The organism is Streptomyces sp. NPDC054783 (assembly GCF_053611725.1).
Genome location: NZ_JBSHAY010000015.1, coordinates 199,904 through 216,740 on the forward strand (window position 1 = coordinate 199,904; position 16,837 = coordinate 216,740).

Below are 16,837 nucleotides of genomic sequence, written 5' to 3' on the forward strand. Positions count from 1 at the left end.
TGTATGGAGAACACCTCGCGTCTGCCTTGGCCGGGCGGGGCGCCTTCGCCGTGCGCATCCGGCGCCGCCGAATGGGGGAGAAGTGACTGAGTTGGCAACTTTCGTGAGGAAAGTGGCCCCGCTGGAATGGGCTTTTCTCGGTATCGAGCCCGAGCTGAGGGTGATGCATCACCTCGTCGAGGGCGACGGGACGATCTCACCGGGGCGGCTGACGGCGGCGGTCGCCGCAGCGGCCCGCGTGCATCGCGGGGTCCGGCTGGTCCGGCACGAAGATCGCTGGGTGGACAGCGGCGTGGCCCCCGCCGTACGCGTGCTGGAGGCCGGCTCCCTCGACCCGGCACGGCTCGACGCTCCGGCGCTGCGCGTGCCCTTCGACGAGCTGACCGCAACCGGCGAGGTGCTGCTGGTGCCCGGCGGCCGGGCCACCGTGGTGTTCCGTGCCGACCACGCCGTGATGGACGGCCGCGGCCTGCTGATGTGGGCGCGCGACGTCTTCCGTGCGCTGCGCGGCGAGGACCCGGTGGGCGCGGCCGACGACGGCATCGAGCAGTTGCTGCGGCGGTTGCACCCGGACGGCGAACCGCCCCGCGCCACCGACCGCGCACTGTCGTTCCGGTCGCCGCTCGGTCCCCGACCACGGGAACACGGGGGTCTGTTGTGGCGCCGCCGCACCGTTGACGGCACCCATCCCGCGGCCACTTCCAAGGTGGCGGCGGCCGTCGCGGCCGCCCATGGCCCGGGCCGGTTCCACATCCCGGTGGATCTGCGCCGTCACGTGCCGGACCTGCGGTCCACCGCCGCCCTCTCGCACGCCGTCGACCTGGAGGTGGGTGCGGGTGACGGCTGGGAGCAGGTGCAGAGCCGACTGCTGGCCGCCCTGGCGGACCACCGGGACCTGGCGGGCGGAACCGATCCGGCGATCATGGAGCTGCCGCTGCCGATGCTGCGCGAGGGCATCGCCCACCTCGACCGCGCCGCCGCCGACGCGGACCGGTACAGCGGACGGGCCTGCGTCTCGCACCTTGGCGCCGTAGACCCCGACGACTTCAGCGCCGACGGATTCCGGGCCACCGCGGTCTACGCGCTGGGCGGCATGACTCCCGGCGGCCCGCCCGAGATCGGCCTCGTGGAACTTCCCGGACGCACGGAGATCACCGTGAGCTGGTACGACGGCCCGGACGTCGCGGCCCGGGCCGACGCGCTGCTGGACACCGTCGAGGAGGCGCTCTCGCCCCGGGCGAACCGCCATTGGGCCGGCAACCGCCCGCAACAGCCGCTGCCCGGCGAGGAGTCGGTGGTACGGCTCTTCCGCGAGCAGGTCGAGCGCACACCGTACCGCACCGCACTGAGCGGCCCGGAGGGCGAGGTGAGTTACCTGGAACTCAGCCGTCGCGCCGACGCGGTCGCGGCCGAGCTGCGCCGCCTGGGCGCGGGGCCCGGCACGGTGGTCGGACTGCTCGCCGGCCGCACGGTGGCGTCGATCGCGGGCCTGTGGGGCGTCCTGAGGGCGGGCGCCTGCTATCTCCCGCTGGACGTACGCCACCCGGACAGGCGCCTGTCCGAGCTGCTGACGGACGCGGGCAGCAGCCTGTGTCTGGTCGAGGTCCCCTACCAGGAGCGCAACTGCTTCCCGGTCGGCTGCCGCACGTTGCCGCTGGACGCCGTCGCCGCAGGCGGTGCCCCGGCGGACGACCCGCGGCCGGATGACGCGGAGACCCACCCCAGCGACCTTGCCTACGTCATCTACACCTCCGGATCGACCGGCCGGCCCAAGGGGGTGCAGATCGAGCACCGCAATCTGCTCAACTACGTGCACTGGGCCACCCGCGAGTTCGGCGTCGACGCCGACACCTGCCTGCCGCTGCTCACCTCCCCCTCCTTCGACGTCTCCGGCACCTCCGTCTTCCTGCCGCTGCTGACGGGCGGCGAGGTGGTGCTGATGCGGGACGACCCCCATCACCTGTCGCTGCGCCGCCTGTTGACCGGGACGCGGGCCAACATGCTGAACCTGACCCCCTCCCACCTCGACCTGATCGGCGGGCTGGACATCGCGCCGGACGGTTACCGCAGCGTGGTCGTGGTGGGTGAGCAGCTGCGCGTGGAGGTCGCCGCCCGGGCCCAGGAGATGTTCGGGCCGAAGTGCCGGATCATCAACCTGTACGGGCCGACCGAGGCCACCATCGGTTGCACCGCGCACACCTACGACGAGGAGACCGACATCGAGGGGACGGTCGTCCCCATCGGCCTGCCCGCGGACAACACCACCGTGTTCCTGCTCGACGCCGAGCGGCGGTTCGTCGCCCCCGGCGAGGTGGGCGAGATGTATCTCGGCGGTGCCCAGCTGGCCCGCGGTTACCTCGGCCGGCCCGACCTCGACCGGGAACGCTTCCCCAGCCTGGCCGACGGCACCCGCGTCTACCGCACCGGCGATCTGGCCCGCGTCCTGCCGTCAGGAGAGCTGCAGTTCGTCGGGCGCATCGACGACCAGGTCAAGATACGTGGTCATCGGGTGGAGCCGGCCGAGGTGGCGCGGGCGCTGGAGGAGCACCCGGCGGTGGACCGGGCCGTGGTGGTTGCGCGGGCGACGGCGGGCCACACGAGCAAGGCACTGTACGGCTACCTGCTGGCGAACAAAGCGGTCGGTGCGGGGGAGCTGACGGCGTACCTGGCCGAGCGGCTGCCGGCCCACATGATTCCCGCCGCCCTGGTCGTGGTGCCCGAACTGCCGTACACGGTCAGCGGCAAGGTGGACGTACGGGCCCTGCCGGACCCGCTCGGCAGCGTGCACGGCGCCCCGCACGCGGCCTTCCCCGCCGACCCGGTCGCGGAGGCGGTGGCCGGGACATGGGCGCGCACGCTCAAGATCGAGCGGTCCCGGCTGGACGGGCAGTCCGACTTCCACCGACTGGGCGGTGACTCGTTGTCGCTCCTGGCGATGCTCGCCGGCGTTGGCCGCGAACTGCTCGACACCGCCGCCGAGGAGGCCTTCATGGCCCGGCTGTCCGAAATTCTCCGGGAACCGACGCTGGAACGCGTCACCGCGCTCGTCCGGCAGGCGTGCATCGAGGCGACAGGGGTGTGAGTAACGCTACATCGAACACGGGTCGTTAAATGGAACCACCAGTAGCCCCAGTGCCCCGTTCGGTTCCCGCGGAGCGCGGCTCCAAACCTAGGGGTACCCCCTAGATCAAGCCCTCTGCTAGACATGGATTGGTCGAGGCGACGGCAGGAAGTGCCGGAAAGGATTCGGCAGCGATGACCGTGTTCGAGACGGACACGGGAGGGTCGCGCTTGTCGCTGACAGACAATCTCAGGAAAGAGTTTTGGTGCAGTGGGTGAATTCCAGGACCCCAGCCGATGGATACGCCGTTTCCACCCCGCTGCGGAGAGCGGAGTGCGTCTCGTATGCCTTCCGCACGCCGGCGGGTCGGCACCCTTCTACTTCCCGATGTCACGCGCGCTGTCTCCCGAGGTGGATGTCGTCTCGGTGCAGTACCCGGGACGACAGGATCGCCGCATGGATCCGGCTGTCGAGGACATCGGTGAATACGCGGACGCGATCACGGCCGAGCTCGAGCCGTGGCTGGACCGCCCGGTGGCGCTGTTCGGGCACAGCATGGGAGCCGTGCTTGCTTTCGAGGTGACCAGGCGTCTGGAGCGGGACCTCGGCCTCGTGCCCCTCGCCGTGTTCGCCTCGGGCCGCCGGGCCCCTTCGCGGTACCGTGACGAAAACGTCCACCGGCGTGACGACGACGGAATCGTCGAGGAGATGCGGCTGCTGAGCGGAACGGACGCCCAGATCCTCGGCGACGAGGAGATCCTGCGGATGGTGCTGCCCGCGATCCGCAGCGACTACACCGCGATCGAGAACTACCGTGCCGCTCCCGGGCTCACGGTGAGCGCCCCGATCACCGTGCTGACCGGCGACAACGACCCCAGGACCAGCCTGGAGGAAGCCGAGGCGTGGCGCGGTCACACCACCGGGGCGTTCGACCTGCGTGTGTTCTCGGGCGGTCACTTCTTCCTGGCGAACCACCAGGAAGAGATCCTGAAGATCGTCTCGGAAACGCTCAGCACCTCCCTTCCCAGCGGGAGCGCTTCCCTTACCTGACCCCCCGGGGACCGCGCTGACCAGCGGTCCCCGGCTGCGATCAGGCCCGCGATGCCCGATTCCAATGCATTCCGCCGCCCCAGACGTCACCGCTCTTCAGCACACCACCGCCGCGTCCTGCCCCACTCAGCGATTCGGGCGGACAGCGGTTTTCGGGGGATAAAAAATGACCTTGTCATCGAAGTTGGTCGAACGAGAGAGCCACCTGAGCGCACTGAATGAGCAGTTGCTCAGCGCCGGCACCGGACGGGGCCGCGTCGCCCTGCTCAGCGGCCCGGTCGCCAGTGGCAAGACCGAACTACTGCAAGCCTTTACCGAGCAGGCGATCGACGAGGGCGCGATACTGCTCGACGCCACTGCTTCCCGCGCCGAAAGCGCTTTGCCCTTCGGCATCCTGAGAAAGATTTTTGATCACACCTCGATGGCCCCCGAAGTCCGCGCCGAGGCGCTGCGACTGATGGACGCGGCCGCGCACGAGACGAGCCAGCGAGACCGAATGCGGCCCATGCCCTACGCCGCCTGGGCTCTTCTCCAACTCGCCCATGAACATCCGATCGTCATCGCGATCGACGATGTGCACTGCACCGACGAAGAATCTTTGCAATTTCTCCTCTATCTGGCCCGGCGAATACGGCAGGCGCACATCCTGATCGTGCTCACCGAGGCCACCCGGCTGCGCCAGGAACAACTCGTGTTCCACGCCGAACTACTGCGCCAGCCGCACTGCAGCCGCATCCACGTCGGCATGCTGTCCCCGCAGGGCACCGCGGGCGTCATCGCCGGCCACTTCGTTCCCGCGCTGGCCGCCCGGCTGGCCCCGGAGTTCCACGCCATGACCGGCGGCAACCCGCTGCTGCTGCGCGCGCTGCTCGAGGACTGCCAGGGCATCGCCGATCGCAACGAGCCCTTCCAGCGCGTCGTACCGGCCGACAAGTACGCCCAGGCCGTGCGGGACTGCCTGCACCGCGGCGAGCCGGACATGCTGACCGTCGCCCGGGGCGTAGCCGTGCTCGGCGACGCCGGCTCGCCCACCCTGCTCGGCCAGGTCCTGGGCATCCAGGCCCAGCAGGCGGAACAGGGCGTGCAGGACCTCGTCCGGTGCGCGGTGCTCTACGGCGGAGCCTTCCGCCATCCGTCGGCCCGCGCCGCCGTTCTGGAGGTCACGCCGCCCCAGACCCTCGCGTCGCTGCACCAGCGGGCCGCGGCCCTCCTGCACCGCGACGGCGCCTCGGCCCTGGAGGTGGCCCAGCACCTGCTGTGCGGTCGGCAGGACGTCGACCCCGGCATGATCCCCGTCCTGCAGGAGGCGGCCGAGTACGCGCTGATCGACGACGACATCGAGGTGGCGCTGCGCTGTCTGGAACTGGCCCACCAGGCCTGCCGGGACCGCGTGACGCGGACGGCGATCAAGGCCCGGCTCGTCAGCCTGGTGTGGCGGCTCAACCCCGCAGCCGCCGAGGCCCATCTGCCGCAGCTGACGGCCGAACTCGTCCCGGAGCGGCTGCCCGGAGGCGACCTCGCCACGTCGGTGTCCTACCTCGGATGGTCCGGACGGCTCGGCCAGGCGAGTGACGTGGTGCACGCCCTGTCCCGGGGCCCGGAGCAGCCGCCCGCGCACCAGGCGGCCGCCCTGGAGTCCGCGCGCCGCTGGCTGACGATGATCAGCCCCTCGCTGGAACCGGTTCTCCCGGAAGCCGAACCGCGCCGGGACCCGGCCCCCGGCGGCCGCGGTGCGGTCGATGACGCACACGCTCTGGCCGCCTCGGCCATCTCCGCCGCACTGACCGGCACCCTCGGCGACAACGCTGTCGCCGAGGCCCAGCGCCTGCTGCAGCGGCACCGCATCAGCGACAACTCCCTGCAGCCGCTGGTCTTCTCGCTCCTGGCGCTCATCTACGCCGACCGGGCCGACCTGGCGCTGGCCTGGTGCGAGCGGCTGCTCGGCGAGTGCTCCACGCGGCGCGCGCCCGGCTGGCAGGCGCTGCTGTCCGCGGTACGGGGCGACATCGCGCTGCGCCAGGGCGACCTCCCCGGCGCCGCGCACCACGCCCGCGCCGCCCTGTCGCTGATCTCGCTGCAGAGCTGGGGCATCGGCATCGCGCTCCCGCTCAGCACGCTGATCCAGGCGGAAGTCGGCATGGGCCGGTACGACGAGGCCGTGGTCCTGCTGGAGCAGCCCGTCCCCGAGGCGCTGTTCGACACCCTGCTGGGCCTGCAGTACATCCGCGCCAGGGGCCGCTGCCATCTGGCCACCGGCCGCTACCACGCCGCCGTGGAGAACTTCCTGACCTGCGGCAGGCTGATGGAGAAGTGGGGACTCGACGCCCCGGAACTGGTGCCCTGGCGCGTCGACGCCGCCGAGGCGTGGCTGGCTCTCGGCGAGCCGGAGCGAGCCCGAGCCCTGGCCGAGCGGCAGCCGCGCCGCGGCGGTGCCGCCCCCAGCCGTACCCGAGGCTCCCAGCTCCTCGTCCTGGCCCGCACCGTGGAGGTCAAGCGCCGGCTGCAGCTGCTCAACGAGTCCGTGGAGATCCTGGAGAACAGCGACGACCGGCTGCACCTGGCCGCCGCCCTGGGCGAACTGGGCAACAGCTACCGGTCGCTCGGCGACTTCAACCGGGCCCGGCTGCTGGTCCGCAAGGCGTGGCACGTGGCCAAGGCCTGCGGTGCGGAACCGCTGTGCCAGGAGCTGATGCCGGGCGACGCCGACGCCGATCCGGCCGGCGGCCGCGACGGTGACGTCTCGCGCGAGGCCGAGGCCCTCACCGAGGCCGAGTCGCGCGTCGCCGTCCTCGCCGCACACGGGCACACCAACCGGGAGATCGCCACCAAGCTCTACGTCACGGTGAGCACCGTGGAGCAGCATCTGACCCGCATCTACCGCAAGTTGAACGTAAAACGACGCCGTGACCTGCCGTCCAAGCTCTCCGACAGCAGTCTCGCCGGTATCGCCTGACCCCGCCCGGGCCACGCGGCCCACCGCCGGGGCCGGCCGTTCCGGGACCTCGCCGCCGTCACAGCAGCCCGCGCTCGAACGCGGTGACGGCGGCGGCGGTCCGGTCGGTCACGTCCAGCTTCCGGTAGGCCCGCAGCAGGTGGGTCTTCACGGTCGCCTCGCCGATGAACAGCTTCCGCCCGATCTCCGCGTTCGTCAGTCCCTGGCTGACCAGGCGCAGCACCTCGCACTCGCGCTCCGACAGCTGTGGGACGTCCACCGTCCGAGCCCGGACCAGCTTGCCCGCCAGCGACGGCGTCAGCACGGTCTCACCCCGGGCGGCGGCCAGCACCGCGTTGATCAGCTCCGCCCGGCTGCTGCCCTTGAGCAGATACCCGGCGGCACCCGCCTCCACCGCGCGCAGGATGTCCGCGTCACTCTCGTACGTGGTGACGATGACGACCTTGGTGCGCGGGCATTGGCGCAGGATGTGCCCGGTGGCGGCCACCCCGTCCATGCCGCCCATCCGCAGGTCCAGCAGCACGATGTCGGGTTCCAGCCGGGCCGTGAGCGCAACCGCCTCCTCCCCGGAGCCGGCCTGACCGACGACGCTGATGCCGTCCGCGGATTCCAGGATGGCGCACAGCCCCTCCCGTACCACCGGATGATCGTCCGCGAGCAGGACCCGCAGGCCGTCCCCGGCCGCCGGCTCGGTGTGCTTCGTCATCTTCTTGCCGTCCGCCTTCTCATCGCTCATCGGCGAGCTCCCCGGCAGCCGTCAACGGGACCGTCACCTCGATGGCCGTGCCCCGGCCGGGCCGGCTCCTGACGGTGGCCTCCCCGTTGATCTCCTGCACCCGTGCCCGCATGCCGCTCAGCCCGAAACCCTTGTCGTCCAGGCGCACTTCGAAACCCTCACCGTCGTCACGGACCAGCAGTCCCACCCTGTCCGGCGCATAGCTGAGCACCACGTCCACGCACCGGGCCCGCGAGGCGTGCTTGCGCACATTCGCGAAGGCCTCCTGCACCGTGCGCAGCAGGACCACGCCGACCGCCATCGGCAGAGGCACCTCCGGACCCTCCACACGGCACCGCACCGTCAGCCCGGTCTGCGCCACCAGGTTGTCCGCCTGCCGCTGGACCGCCTGCGCCAGCGAACTCTCGCGCAGCGAGGGAGGCGTCAGCGCGGCGACGAACTCCCTCGCCTCCACCAGACTGTCCTTCGCCACCCGCCCGGCCAGCTCCAGATGCCTGCAGGCCAGCTCCGGCAACTCGGCCACCTCCGACTCCGCGGCCTGCACCAGACTGATGATGCTGGTCAGCCCCTGAGCCAGCGTGTCGTGGATCTCCCGGGCCAGCCGCTCGCGCTCCGCGGCGATCCCCGCCTCGCGGGACAGCTGAGCCAACTGCTCACGGCTTTGCCGCAACTCCTCGATCAGCTCCGCGCGTTCCCTGCTCTGCCGCACCACCCGGGTGATCCACAGCCCCTGCAACACCGACAGTGCGATGCCCAGCAGCGAGATGGGCAGCACCGCGCCGATCTGCCCGCCGGTCAGCCACACCACCGTCACCGGCACCAGGTTGGCCAGCAGCACCACAGCGATCGCCCGCGTGGTGGACAGCGCCATCATCAGCATGGGTACCACGGCGAACAACGCGAAGGACGCGGAGATGTCACACGCGGTGGCGATCGTGAACAGCAGGAACAGCCCGACCCCGAAGACCACGTTGCGCGGGCCGAAGCTCCGGTGGCCCGTGTTGTGCACCATCAGGCCACGGCCGAGCGCCGCGTACCACGGCACGCCCAGCGTCAGGGCGCCGATCGCCACGGCCCGGTAGGTCTGGTCACCGCTGGTGGTGAACAGCAGCACGGTGGTCACGGCGTAGCTGATGGCGAAGTAGCCGTCCCACAGGGCGAACCACCGGTTGCCCGCCTCGGGCGGCGGGCCGCCGCGTCGCTCCGCCACGTTCACCTGGGTGTGAGTGCGCACAGCACAAGTCGTACCACCTGCGGCCCCCCGCCGTGTCCACCGGTCGGCGGACAGCCGGTTCAACCGGTCGGTCGTCCCGGCGACGCACCACCCCAGCCTACGTTGGATGCAACGGCGCAGGCAGACGAGCGCCACCACGAAAGGCCACACCTCACATGAGCCCGTTCCTCACTGCGCTCATCGCCAGCGCGACGATCCTCACCATCATTCTCGCCACCGACCTGGGGCGCAGGAAAGTCACCAACATGCGCATGCTGCGCTCGCTCCTCGCGGTCGCCATCGTCATCGCGCTGTTCGTGCACTCGCTGCCGACGGCCGGGAACGACGTGTCGCTGCAGCTCGCCGGTATCGGAGTCGGCGCCATCTGCGGCCTGATCGCCGGAGCACTCCTCCCCGCTCACCGTGAGGCCTCGGGCGAGATCTACACCCGCGGAGGCATCGGATACGCTTTGCTCTGGATCGTCTTGTCCAGCAGCCGCGTGCTGTTCGCCTACGGCACGGAACACTGGTTCCCCCAGGGCATCATCAAGTTCAGCATCGACTACAAGCTCAGCGGGCAGGACGTCTACGCCAACGCCTTCGTGTTCATGTCGCTCGCCATGGTGCTGGCCCGCACCGGAGTCCTGCTGGCCCGTCGCCGCCGGCTGAACGCAGAGGGCGCCGAAACCACTGTCCCCAGCCGGCCCGAGCAGCGCGCCGACACCGCCACGCGGTGACCGCCGCGTAACGACCGGCAGCCCCTCCCGGACTGGAAGCAGAAAGACATGGATGACGTGAGGCTCCGGCCGCCGCGCAATCGCGTCGAGCGCCGAGCCATCGCCTGGTGGACCACGCAGTCGTCGATCTTCGCACTGCCCCTGCCGATCGTGTTCGCGGTGCTCTACCTCTTCATCCCGCCGGCCCGCACCTGGTTCGGCTGGTGCCTGGCGGCGACGCTGGTCCCCGGCCTGGCCTACATGGCGATCATGCCGGCCTGGCGCTACCGGGTGCACCGCTGGGAGACCACCGACGAAGCCGTCTACGCGGCCTCGGGCTGGCTGTGGCAGCGCTGGCGCGTGGTCCCGCTCGCCCGGGTCCAGACCGTCGACATCCTGCGCGGACCGATCCAGCAGATGTTCGGACTGTCCGGCGTGACGGTGACCACCGCCTCCAGCGCCGGAGCGGTGAAGATCAAGGGGCTCGACCAGCGGGTCGCCACCGACGTCGTCGAGCACCTCACCAAGTACGCGCAGGCCGCGCCCGGAGACGCCACATGACCCAGCAGACCGCGGTGGACCGCACGGTGGCCACGGAGCCGGCCGACTCCTGGCAGCGGCTCAACGCCCGCCTGATCCTGGTCCATCTGAGCGTCCTGGCCGCGCCGGTCGCGTCCTGCGCCGGCACCCTGCTGGTCTCCGGCGGGACCTTGAACCTGCAGGCACTGATCACTCTCGGCTCCCTGGCGATCACCGCCCTGGTGATCACCGGCATCGGTCTGATGCGGTTCCTGACGACCCGTTACCGCATCACCGGCGAGAAGATCGAACTGCGCTCGGGACTGCTCTTCCGCAGCCACCGCTCCGTCCGGCTCGACCGGATCCGCGGCGTCGACCTGACCGCCAACCCGGTCCACCGCCTGTTCGGACTCACCTCGGTCCGTATCGGCACCGGCGACCAGACCTCCGCCTCCAGCCGACGGCTCTCCCTCGACGGCGTCAGCCGGGCACAGGGCGCCGAACTGAGGCAACGGCTGCTCAGCCGCCGTGACACGGTGCGCGGGCACGCCGCCGACGAACACGACGCGACCATCGCCGACCTGGACTGGTCCTGGATCCGCTACGCGCCCCTGACCATCTGGGGCGTCGGCGGCGTCCTGCTCGGCGTCGGCACCGTCTACCGCACGCTGCACGAGATGCGCATCGACCCGCTCGAACTCGGCTTCGTCAAGGACATCGAGCACCGCTACGGGTCCGTCCCGCTGTGGTTCGGAATCCTGGTCACCGTGCTGATCCTCGTCGCCCTCGGCATGATCGGCTCCACCGCCACCTTCACCGAGGGCTGGTACGGATACCGCCTCGAGCGCGAGGACCCCGGCAACCTCCGGGTGCTGCGCGGACTGCTCGTCACCCGGTCCGTCACCATCGAGGAACGCCGGCTGCGCGGAGTGGAGCTCAGCGAGACCATGCTGCTGCGCTGGGCGGGCGGCGCCCGGCTCAACGCCGTCGCCAGCGGCCTGGGTGACCAGGACGAGAACCGCAAACGGCGGATGCTCACACCCCCGGCACCGCGCGCCGAGGCACTCCGGGTCGCCGCCGACGTACTCGGCGAGACCGAGTCGCCCACCACGGTCACCCGCCTCCGGCCGCATCCGCGCGTCGCCCTGCGCCGCCGCGTCAATCGCGGGCTGACCGTCACGGCGCTCATCACCGCCGTACCCGCCGTGCTCGGCGCGCTGCTGTGGACACCGCTGCTCTACGTGGCCGCCGCCTGCGCGGTACTGCTCCTCCCGGTCACCGTAACGCTCGCCCGCGACGCCTACCGAACCCTCGGCCACGGCCTGCACGGCCGCTACCTGGTGACCCGTTACGGCACCTTCTCGCGCCGCACCGTCGCTCTGCAGCGCGAGGCGATCATCGGCTGGAGCCTCTCGCGGTCCTTCTTCCAGCGGCGCGCCGGCCTGCTCACCCTGGGAGCCGCCACCGCGGCAGGCGACCACTGCTACAAGGTCCGCGACGTGGCCGTGCCGGAAGGGCTCACCCTGGCCGAAGAGGCCGTACCCGGACTGCTCGCGCCCTTCCTGGAGCGACAGCCCGCCCCCCGGCGCGGCCACCGGCGGCGCTGACCCCACAGACCATCTGTCCCTCCCCCGGGAACCGGAGGGGCGACTCCCCCGTCGCCCCTCCGCTTCCGGTGTCCGGGAGGGCTCGGCCGGTGGCCGGTTCTTCCTCGGGCTGTTCGGGTCCTTGCTGGAGGGGCCGTCCGCCCCCCGGCGCGGCCATCGGCGGCGCTGACCCCACAGACCATCTGTCCCTCCCCCGGGAACCGGAGGGGCGACTCCCCCGTCGCCCCTCCGGTTCCGGTGTCCGCAGGACTCAGCCGGCGGCCAGTTCCTCCAGCCGCGGCACCACGAGCGCGGGAGTGGGCATGCCCTCGATCTCCTCCCGCACCTCCGCCGCGACCGCACGCATCTTGTCGTCCGCCACCAGCTGCCGCAGCAACTGCGCGTCGATGTCCTCGGCCCGGGCGCTGATGCCCGCGCCGCGGTCGTGCACCGCGGCCGCGTTGACGAAACGGTCCGCGCCGTCCGGCAGGACGATCTGCGGCACACCGGCGTTCAGCGCCGCCAGCGTGGTCCCCGAACCGCCGTGGTGCACCGCGCCGACACAGGTGCGCAGCAGCATCGTCAGCGGCACCCAGCCCACCACCCGCACGTTCGCGGGCAGTTCACCGAGCGCAGTGGTGTCGACGTCACCGAGGGCCAGCACGAACTCCGCGTCCACCGACTCGGCCGCGGCCAGCAGCCGCTGGACCGGACCCAGCCCCGTGACATGGACCGACGCCGTGCCGAGGGTGACACCGATGCGCGGCCGCTCCGGCCGCCGCAGCACCCAGTCCGGCAGCACCGCACCGCTGTTGTACGGCACCGGCCGCATCGACCAGCCGTCCGGCTCGGGTTCCACCATGCTCGGCGGCGCGATGTCGAGGGTCGTGACCCGCTCGGGCACCCCCTCCACACCGTGCCGGCGCATGGTCTCGCCGAGCTGCGCGACGGTCATCGCACGGATGTCCGCCCCACGCGCGAAACCGAAGTTGTGCTGCACGGCGGGCACGCCCAGCTTGCGGGCGGCGATCAGCGCCGAGACGAAGATCTGCTCGTAGACCACCAGATCGGGGCGGAACGCCTCCGCGGTGCGTACGATCGCGTCGGTCAGATGGTCGTTGAGGTGGGCGAACAGCTGGATGCCGGCGATCGGATCCGGACCCTCCGGGTTCCGCACCCGCGTCAGCAGATCCGGAACGGTTTCCTGGAAGAAGCTCTCCATGTCCAGGCCCGGGGCGACATCCGCCACGTGCAGACCGGCGTTGGCCGCTTCCAGACCGGTGCACCCGGTCGCGACCAGCACCTCGTGACCGGCCGCACGCAGGGCCCAGGCAAGCGGAACCGTCGGGAAGACATGGCCGATGGCCGGATAGGCGACAAACAGGACGCGCATGAGCACGCGCTCCCTTCTGACTGGTGAATTGCAGTCGTATTCTTGACTTTTCGTCCTTGTCGAGCGCATTCTCGATGGGGTGCCGGGAAGCCGTCAAGGCAACGGAAATACCTCCGGAACGCCCCCACGGCGATCATCGCGAAACGCAGGGAACTCCCGTTGCGCACCGACGCAGAACCCTTGTCCGGCACCCGAAGATAGGGGTTCATAGGGGGTTTCGAGGGGTTTCTCGCGCACCCCACCCATGGCAGGCTGTGAAATGGTCGTTGGATTCTGTCTGTCAGGGTAATGGAGCGCGTTGATGAGTGGATCCGAGGATTTCACGCCCGAGCACAGCGACGTGAAGGACCTGGGTCCGAACGGCGCGCCGGACCGGACGACCGAGAACCGGCCGTCCTGGCGGGAGCGACTCACCGGCCTGTCCGAGGCCGAGCAGGAACAGCAGCTGACCGACTGGGTCGTCACCCTCGTGCGGGCCGCCCTGCGGGACAACGCCCCGCAGGCCCTCGACCCCCACCGCGCCTTCCTCGACCTCGGCTTCGACTCGCTCGCCGCCGTCGACCTGCACAGCAGGCTCACCGCGGCCACCGGCCTGAAGCTGCCGGTCACCCTCGCGTTCGACCACCCCACACCGGCCGCCCTGGCCCGCCTGCTGCGCACCGAGATCCTCGGCCTGACCTCGCAGCCCGCCGGCGCCGGCATCCACGCCGCCGGCGCCGCGGACGACGAGCCCGTCGCCATCGTGGGAATCGGCTGCCGCTACCCCGGAAACGTGCACTCGCCCGAGGACCTGTGGCGACTGGCACTCTCCGGCACCGACGCGATTTCCGAATTCCCCGCCGGACGCGGCTGGGATATTTCCGGCCTGTACGACCCCGACCCCGACAACCCCGGCACCAGCTATGCCCGCGAAGGCGGATTCCTGCACGACGCCGACCGGTTCGACCCCGGATTCTTCGGAATCTCCCCGCGCGAGGCACTCGCCATGGACCCCCAGCAGCGACTGCTACTGGAAACCTCCTGGGAGGCGTTCGAACGTGCCGGAATCGACCCCGGTGAATTCCGCGGCCAGCAGGCAGGTGTCTTCGTCGGCGCCGAGAACCAGGATTACGGCCCCCGCCTCCACGAGGCCGAAGAAGGCATCGAAGGCTATCTGGTCACCGGCAACGCGGCGAGCGTCGCCTCCGGCCGCATCGCCTACACCTTCGGTTTCGAGGGTCCCACCGTCACCGTCGACACCGCCTGCTCCTCCTCCCTGGCCGCCCTGCACCTCGCCGTCCAGGCACTGCGCAGCGGCGAATGCTCCGTCGCCCTCGCCGGCGGCGTGGCCGTCATGGCCAACCCCGGCTCCTTCATCGCCTTCAGCCGGCAGCGCGGCCTCGCCCCCGACGGCCGCTGCAAGCCCTTCGCCGCGGCCGCCGACGGCACCGCCTGGGGCGAAGGCGTGGGCATGCTCCTGGTCGAGCGGCTCTCCGATGCCCGCCGTAACGGCCACCCCGTGCTGGCGGTCGTCCGCGGATCGGCCATCAACCAGGACGGCGCCAGCAACGGCCTGACCGCCCCCAACGGTCCATCCCAGCAGCGCGTCATCCGCCAGGCCCTGGCCAACGCCAGGCTTTCCGCGGCGGACGTCGACGTGGTCGAGGCCCACGGAACGGGCACCAGGCTCGGCGACCCGATCGAGGCGCAGGCGCTGCTCGCCACCTACGGCCAGGAGCGCGCCGAGGACCGGCCGCTGCTGCTGGGCTCGATCAAGTCGAACATCGGTCATACGCAGGCGGCCGCCGGTGTGGCCGGTGTGATCAAGATGGTGATGGCGATGCGGCACGGCGTACTGCCGGGCACGCTGCACGTCGACGAGCCGACGCCGCATGTGGACTGGTCGGCGGGCGCGGTCGAGCTGCTGACCGAGGCCCAGGACTGGCCGGAGTCCGGCCGGCCGCGCCGGGCCGGCGTGTCCTCCTTCGGAATGAGCGGAACCAACGCCCACACCATCATCGAAGAGCCGCCGGCGATCGCCGAGGTGGAGCGGGACGAGACCCCGTCGGCCCGTGTCCCCTCGGTCGTGCCGTGGGCGCTGTCCGCCAAGGGAGCGGACGCGCTGCGGGACCAGGCTGCCCGTCTGCGCGCACAGCTGCTGGCCGACGAGGACGTGGACCTGGTCGACGTGGGTTACTCGCTCGCCACCGGTCGTGCCGCCTTCGACGAGCGGGCGGTGCTGGTCGCCGGTGACCGCGACGAGTTCCTGCGACAGCTGGGCGCCCTGGCGAGTGCCGACTCGTCCGCCGGCCCGATCAGGGGAACACGCGCCGGCGGCAAGCTGGCGTTCCTGTTCACCGGCCAGGGCAGCCAGCGGCTGGGGATGGGCCGGGAGCTGTACGAGGAGTACCCGGTCTTCGCCGAAGCGCTGGACGACGCGCTGTGGTACCTGGACGAGCAGCTCGAACGCCCCCTGGGCGACGTACTGTTCGCCGAACCGGGCTCGCCCGACGCCGAGCTGATCGACGACACCGCGTATACGCAGCCTGCGTTGTTCGCGGTGGAGGTGGCGCTGTTCCGGCTGCTGGAGTCGTGGGGTGTGCGCCCGGACTTCGTCTCCGGTCATTCGATCGGTGAGATCGCGGCCGCGCACTGTGCGGGTGTGCTGTCGCTGGAGGACGCCTGCACCCTGGTGGCGGCGCGGGGTCGGCTGATGCAGGAGCTGCCGTCCGGTGGTGCGATGGTGGCCGTCCAGGCGACCGAGGACGAGGTCACCCCGTACCTGACCGACCGGGTGAGCATCGCCGCTGTCAACGGCCCCACCTCCGTGGTGGTCGCCGGTGACGAGGACGCCGTACTGGAGATCGCCGCCGCCTTCGAGGAGCAGGGCCGCAAGACGAAGCGCCTGACGGTCAGCCACGCCTTCCACTCGCCGCACATGGACGACATGCTCGCGGAGTTCCGGCGCATCGCGCAGGTGCTTGAGTTCCAGGCTCCCCGTATTCCGCTCGTCTCGAACCTCACCGGTTCTGTCGTGGGCGCCGAGGAGATCCGTTCGCCGGAGTTCTGGGTGCGGCATGTGCGGGAGGCTGTGCGGTTCCTGGACGGTGTCCGGGTGCTGGAGGCCGAGGGCGTTACGGCGTTTGTCGAGCTGGGTCCGGACGGTGTGCTGTCGGCGATGGCTCAGGACTGTGTGAGTGGGGACGGGTATGTGTTCGTCCCTGTGCTGCGCAGGAGCCGTCCTGAGGTGGAAGCGGTTGTCTCGGCTGTTGCCCAGGTTCAGGTCAGGGGCTTTGGTGTCGACTGGGGGGCGTATTTCGCGGGGACGGATGCGCGGCGGGTGGAGTTGCCGACGTATGCGTTCCAGCGGGAGCGGTTCTGGCTTGAGGTTCCGGCTGTTCCTGCTGCCAACTCCGCAGTCGCGGCCGAAGCCGGTTCGGTGGACGCGCGTTTCTGGGAGGTGGTGGAGCAGGGGGATGTGCAGTCGCTGGCTTCCGAGTTGGAGGTTGGTGTCGAGCAGCCGTTGAGTGAGGTTGTGCCGGCGTTGTCGGCGTGGCGGCGGCAGGTGCGTGAGCGGTCGGTGGTGGACGGCTGGCGTTACCGGGTGGTGTGGAAGCCGGTGGCGGGGCGT

10 protein-coding genes are annotated in these 16,837 nt (G+C 70.9%); 7 read left to right on the forward strand and 3 right to left on the reverse strand.

Annotated elements, in window-relative coordinates:
- The first annotated feature begins 112 nt into the window (after positions 1-112).
- The 3 genes from ACWGJ5_RS25890 (at position 113) to ACWGJ5_RS25900 (ending at position 7,064) form a co-directional block, all read left to right on the forward strand.
- The gene (locus ACWGJ5_RS25890; RefSeq protein ID WP_453312052.1) at positions 113-3,082 is read left to right on the forward strand and encodes a non-ribosomal peptide synthetase; all 2,970 of its coding nucleotides are present in this window, start codon (positions 113-115) and stop codon (positions 3,080-3,082) included.
- Positions 3,083-3,331: 249 nt separating this feature from the next.
- A complete protein-coding gene (locus ACWGJ5_RS25895; RefSeq protein ID WP_453312053.1) occupies positions 3,332-4,111 on the forward strand; it encodes a thioesterase II family protein in 780 nt (259 codons plus the stop codon).
- A gap of 166 nt (positions 4,112-4,277) precedes the next feature.
- Entirely contained in the window at positions 4,278-7,064 is a 2,787-nt protein-coding gene (locus tag ACWGJ5_RS25900) for an AAA family ATPase (RefSeq protein ID WP_453312054.1), read from the forward strand.
- Between the two features lie 58 nt (positions 7,065-7,122).
- Here the strand turns inward: ACWGJ5_RS25900 and ACWGJ5_RS25905 are convergent, their stop codons facing one another.
- Both ACWGJ5_RS25905 and ACWGJ5_RS25910 read right to left on the reverse strand, forming a co-directional pair.
- Positions 7,123-7,770 (reverse strand): response regulator, encoded by a 648-nt coding sequence (locus ACWGJ5_RS25905; RefSeq protein ID WP_388624940.1) that lies wholly within the window; start codon positions 7,768-7,770, stop codon positions 7,123-7,125.
- Between the two features lie 19 nt (positions 7,771-7,789).
- A complete protein-coding gene (locus ACWGJ5_RS25910) occupies positions 7,790-9,034 on the reverse strand; it encodes a sensor histidine kinase (RefSeq protein ID WP_453312055.1) in 1,245 nt (414 codons plus the stop codon).
- A gap of 155 nt (positions 9,035-9,189) precedes the next feature.
- Between ACWGJ5_RS25910 and ACWGJ5_RS25915 the strand changes: the two genes are divergently transcribed.
- From ACWGJ5_RS25915 to ACWGJ5_RS25925, 3 genes are read left to right on the forward strand one after another with little or no spacing between them, the layout of a single operon-like run.
- The gene (locus ACWGJ5_RS25915; protein WP_453312056.1) at positions 9,190-9,750 is read left to right on the forward strand and encodes a hypothetical protein; all 561 of its coding nucleotides are present in this window, start codon (positions 9,190-9,192) and stop codon (positions 9,748-9,750) included.
- A gap of 48 nt (positions 9,751-9,798) precedes the next feature.
- On the forward strand, positions 9,799-10,290 hold the full coding sequence (locus ACWGJ5_RS25920; protein WP_228616055.1) for a PH domain-containing protein: 492 nt from the start codon (positions 9,799-9,801) through the stop codon (positions 10,288-10,290).
- The gene (locus ACWGJ5_RS25925; protein WP_453312057.1) at positions 10,287-11,855 is read left to right on the forward strand and encodes a PH domain-containing protein; all 1,569 of its coding nucleotides are present in this window, start codon (positions 10,287-10,289) and stop codon (positions 11,853-11,855) included. Before ACWGJ5_RS25920 ends, ACWGJ5_RS25925 begins: the two co-directional genes overlap by 4 nt.
- 250 nt (positions 11,856-12,105) lie before the next feature.
- On the opposite strand, the gene ACWGJ5_RS25930 is transcribed toward ACWGJ5_RS25925, so the two are convergent.
- A complete protein-coding gene (locus ACWGJ5_RS25930; RefSeq protein ID WP_385313547.1) occupies positions 12,106-13,227 on the reverse strand; it encodes a nucleotide disphospho-sugar-binding domain-containing protein in 1,122 nt (373 codons plus the stop codon).
- 298 nt (positions 13,228-13,525) lie between these two features.
- Between ACWGJ5_RS25930 and ACWGJ5_RS25935 the strand changes: the two genes are divergently transcribed.
- Positions 13,526-16,837, forward strand: a 3,312-nt coding sequence (locus ACWGJ5_RS25935) for a type I polyketide synthase (protein ID WP_453312058.1), incomplete at its 3' end; no start/stop codon positions are given.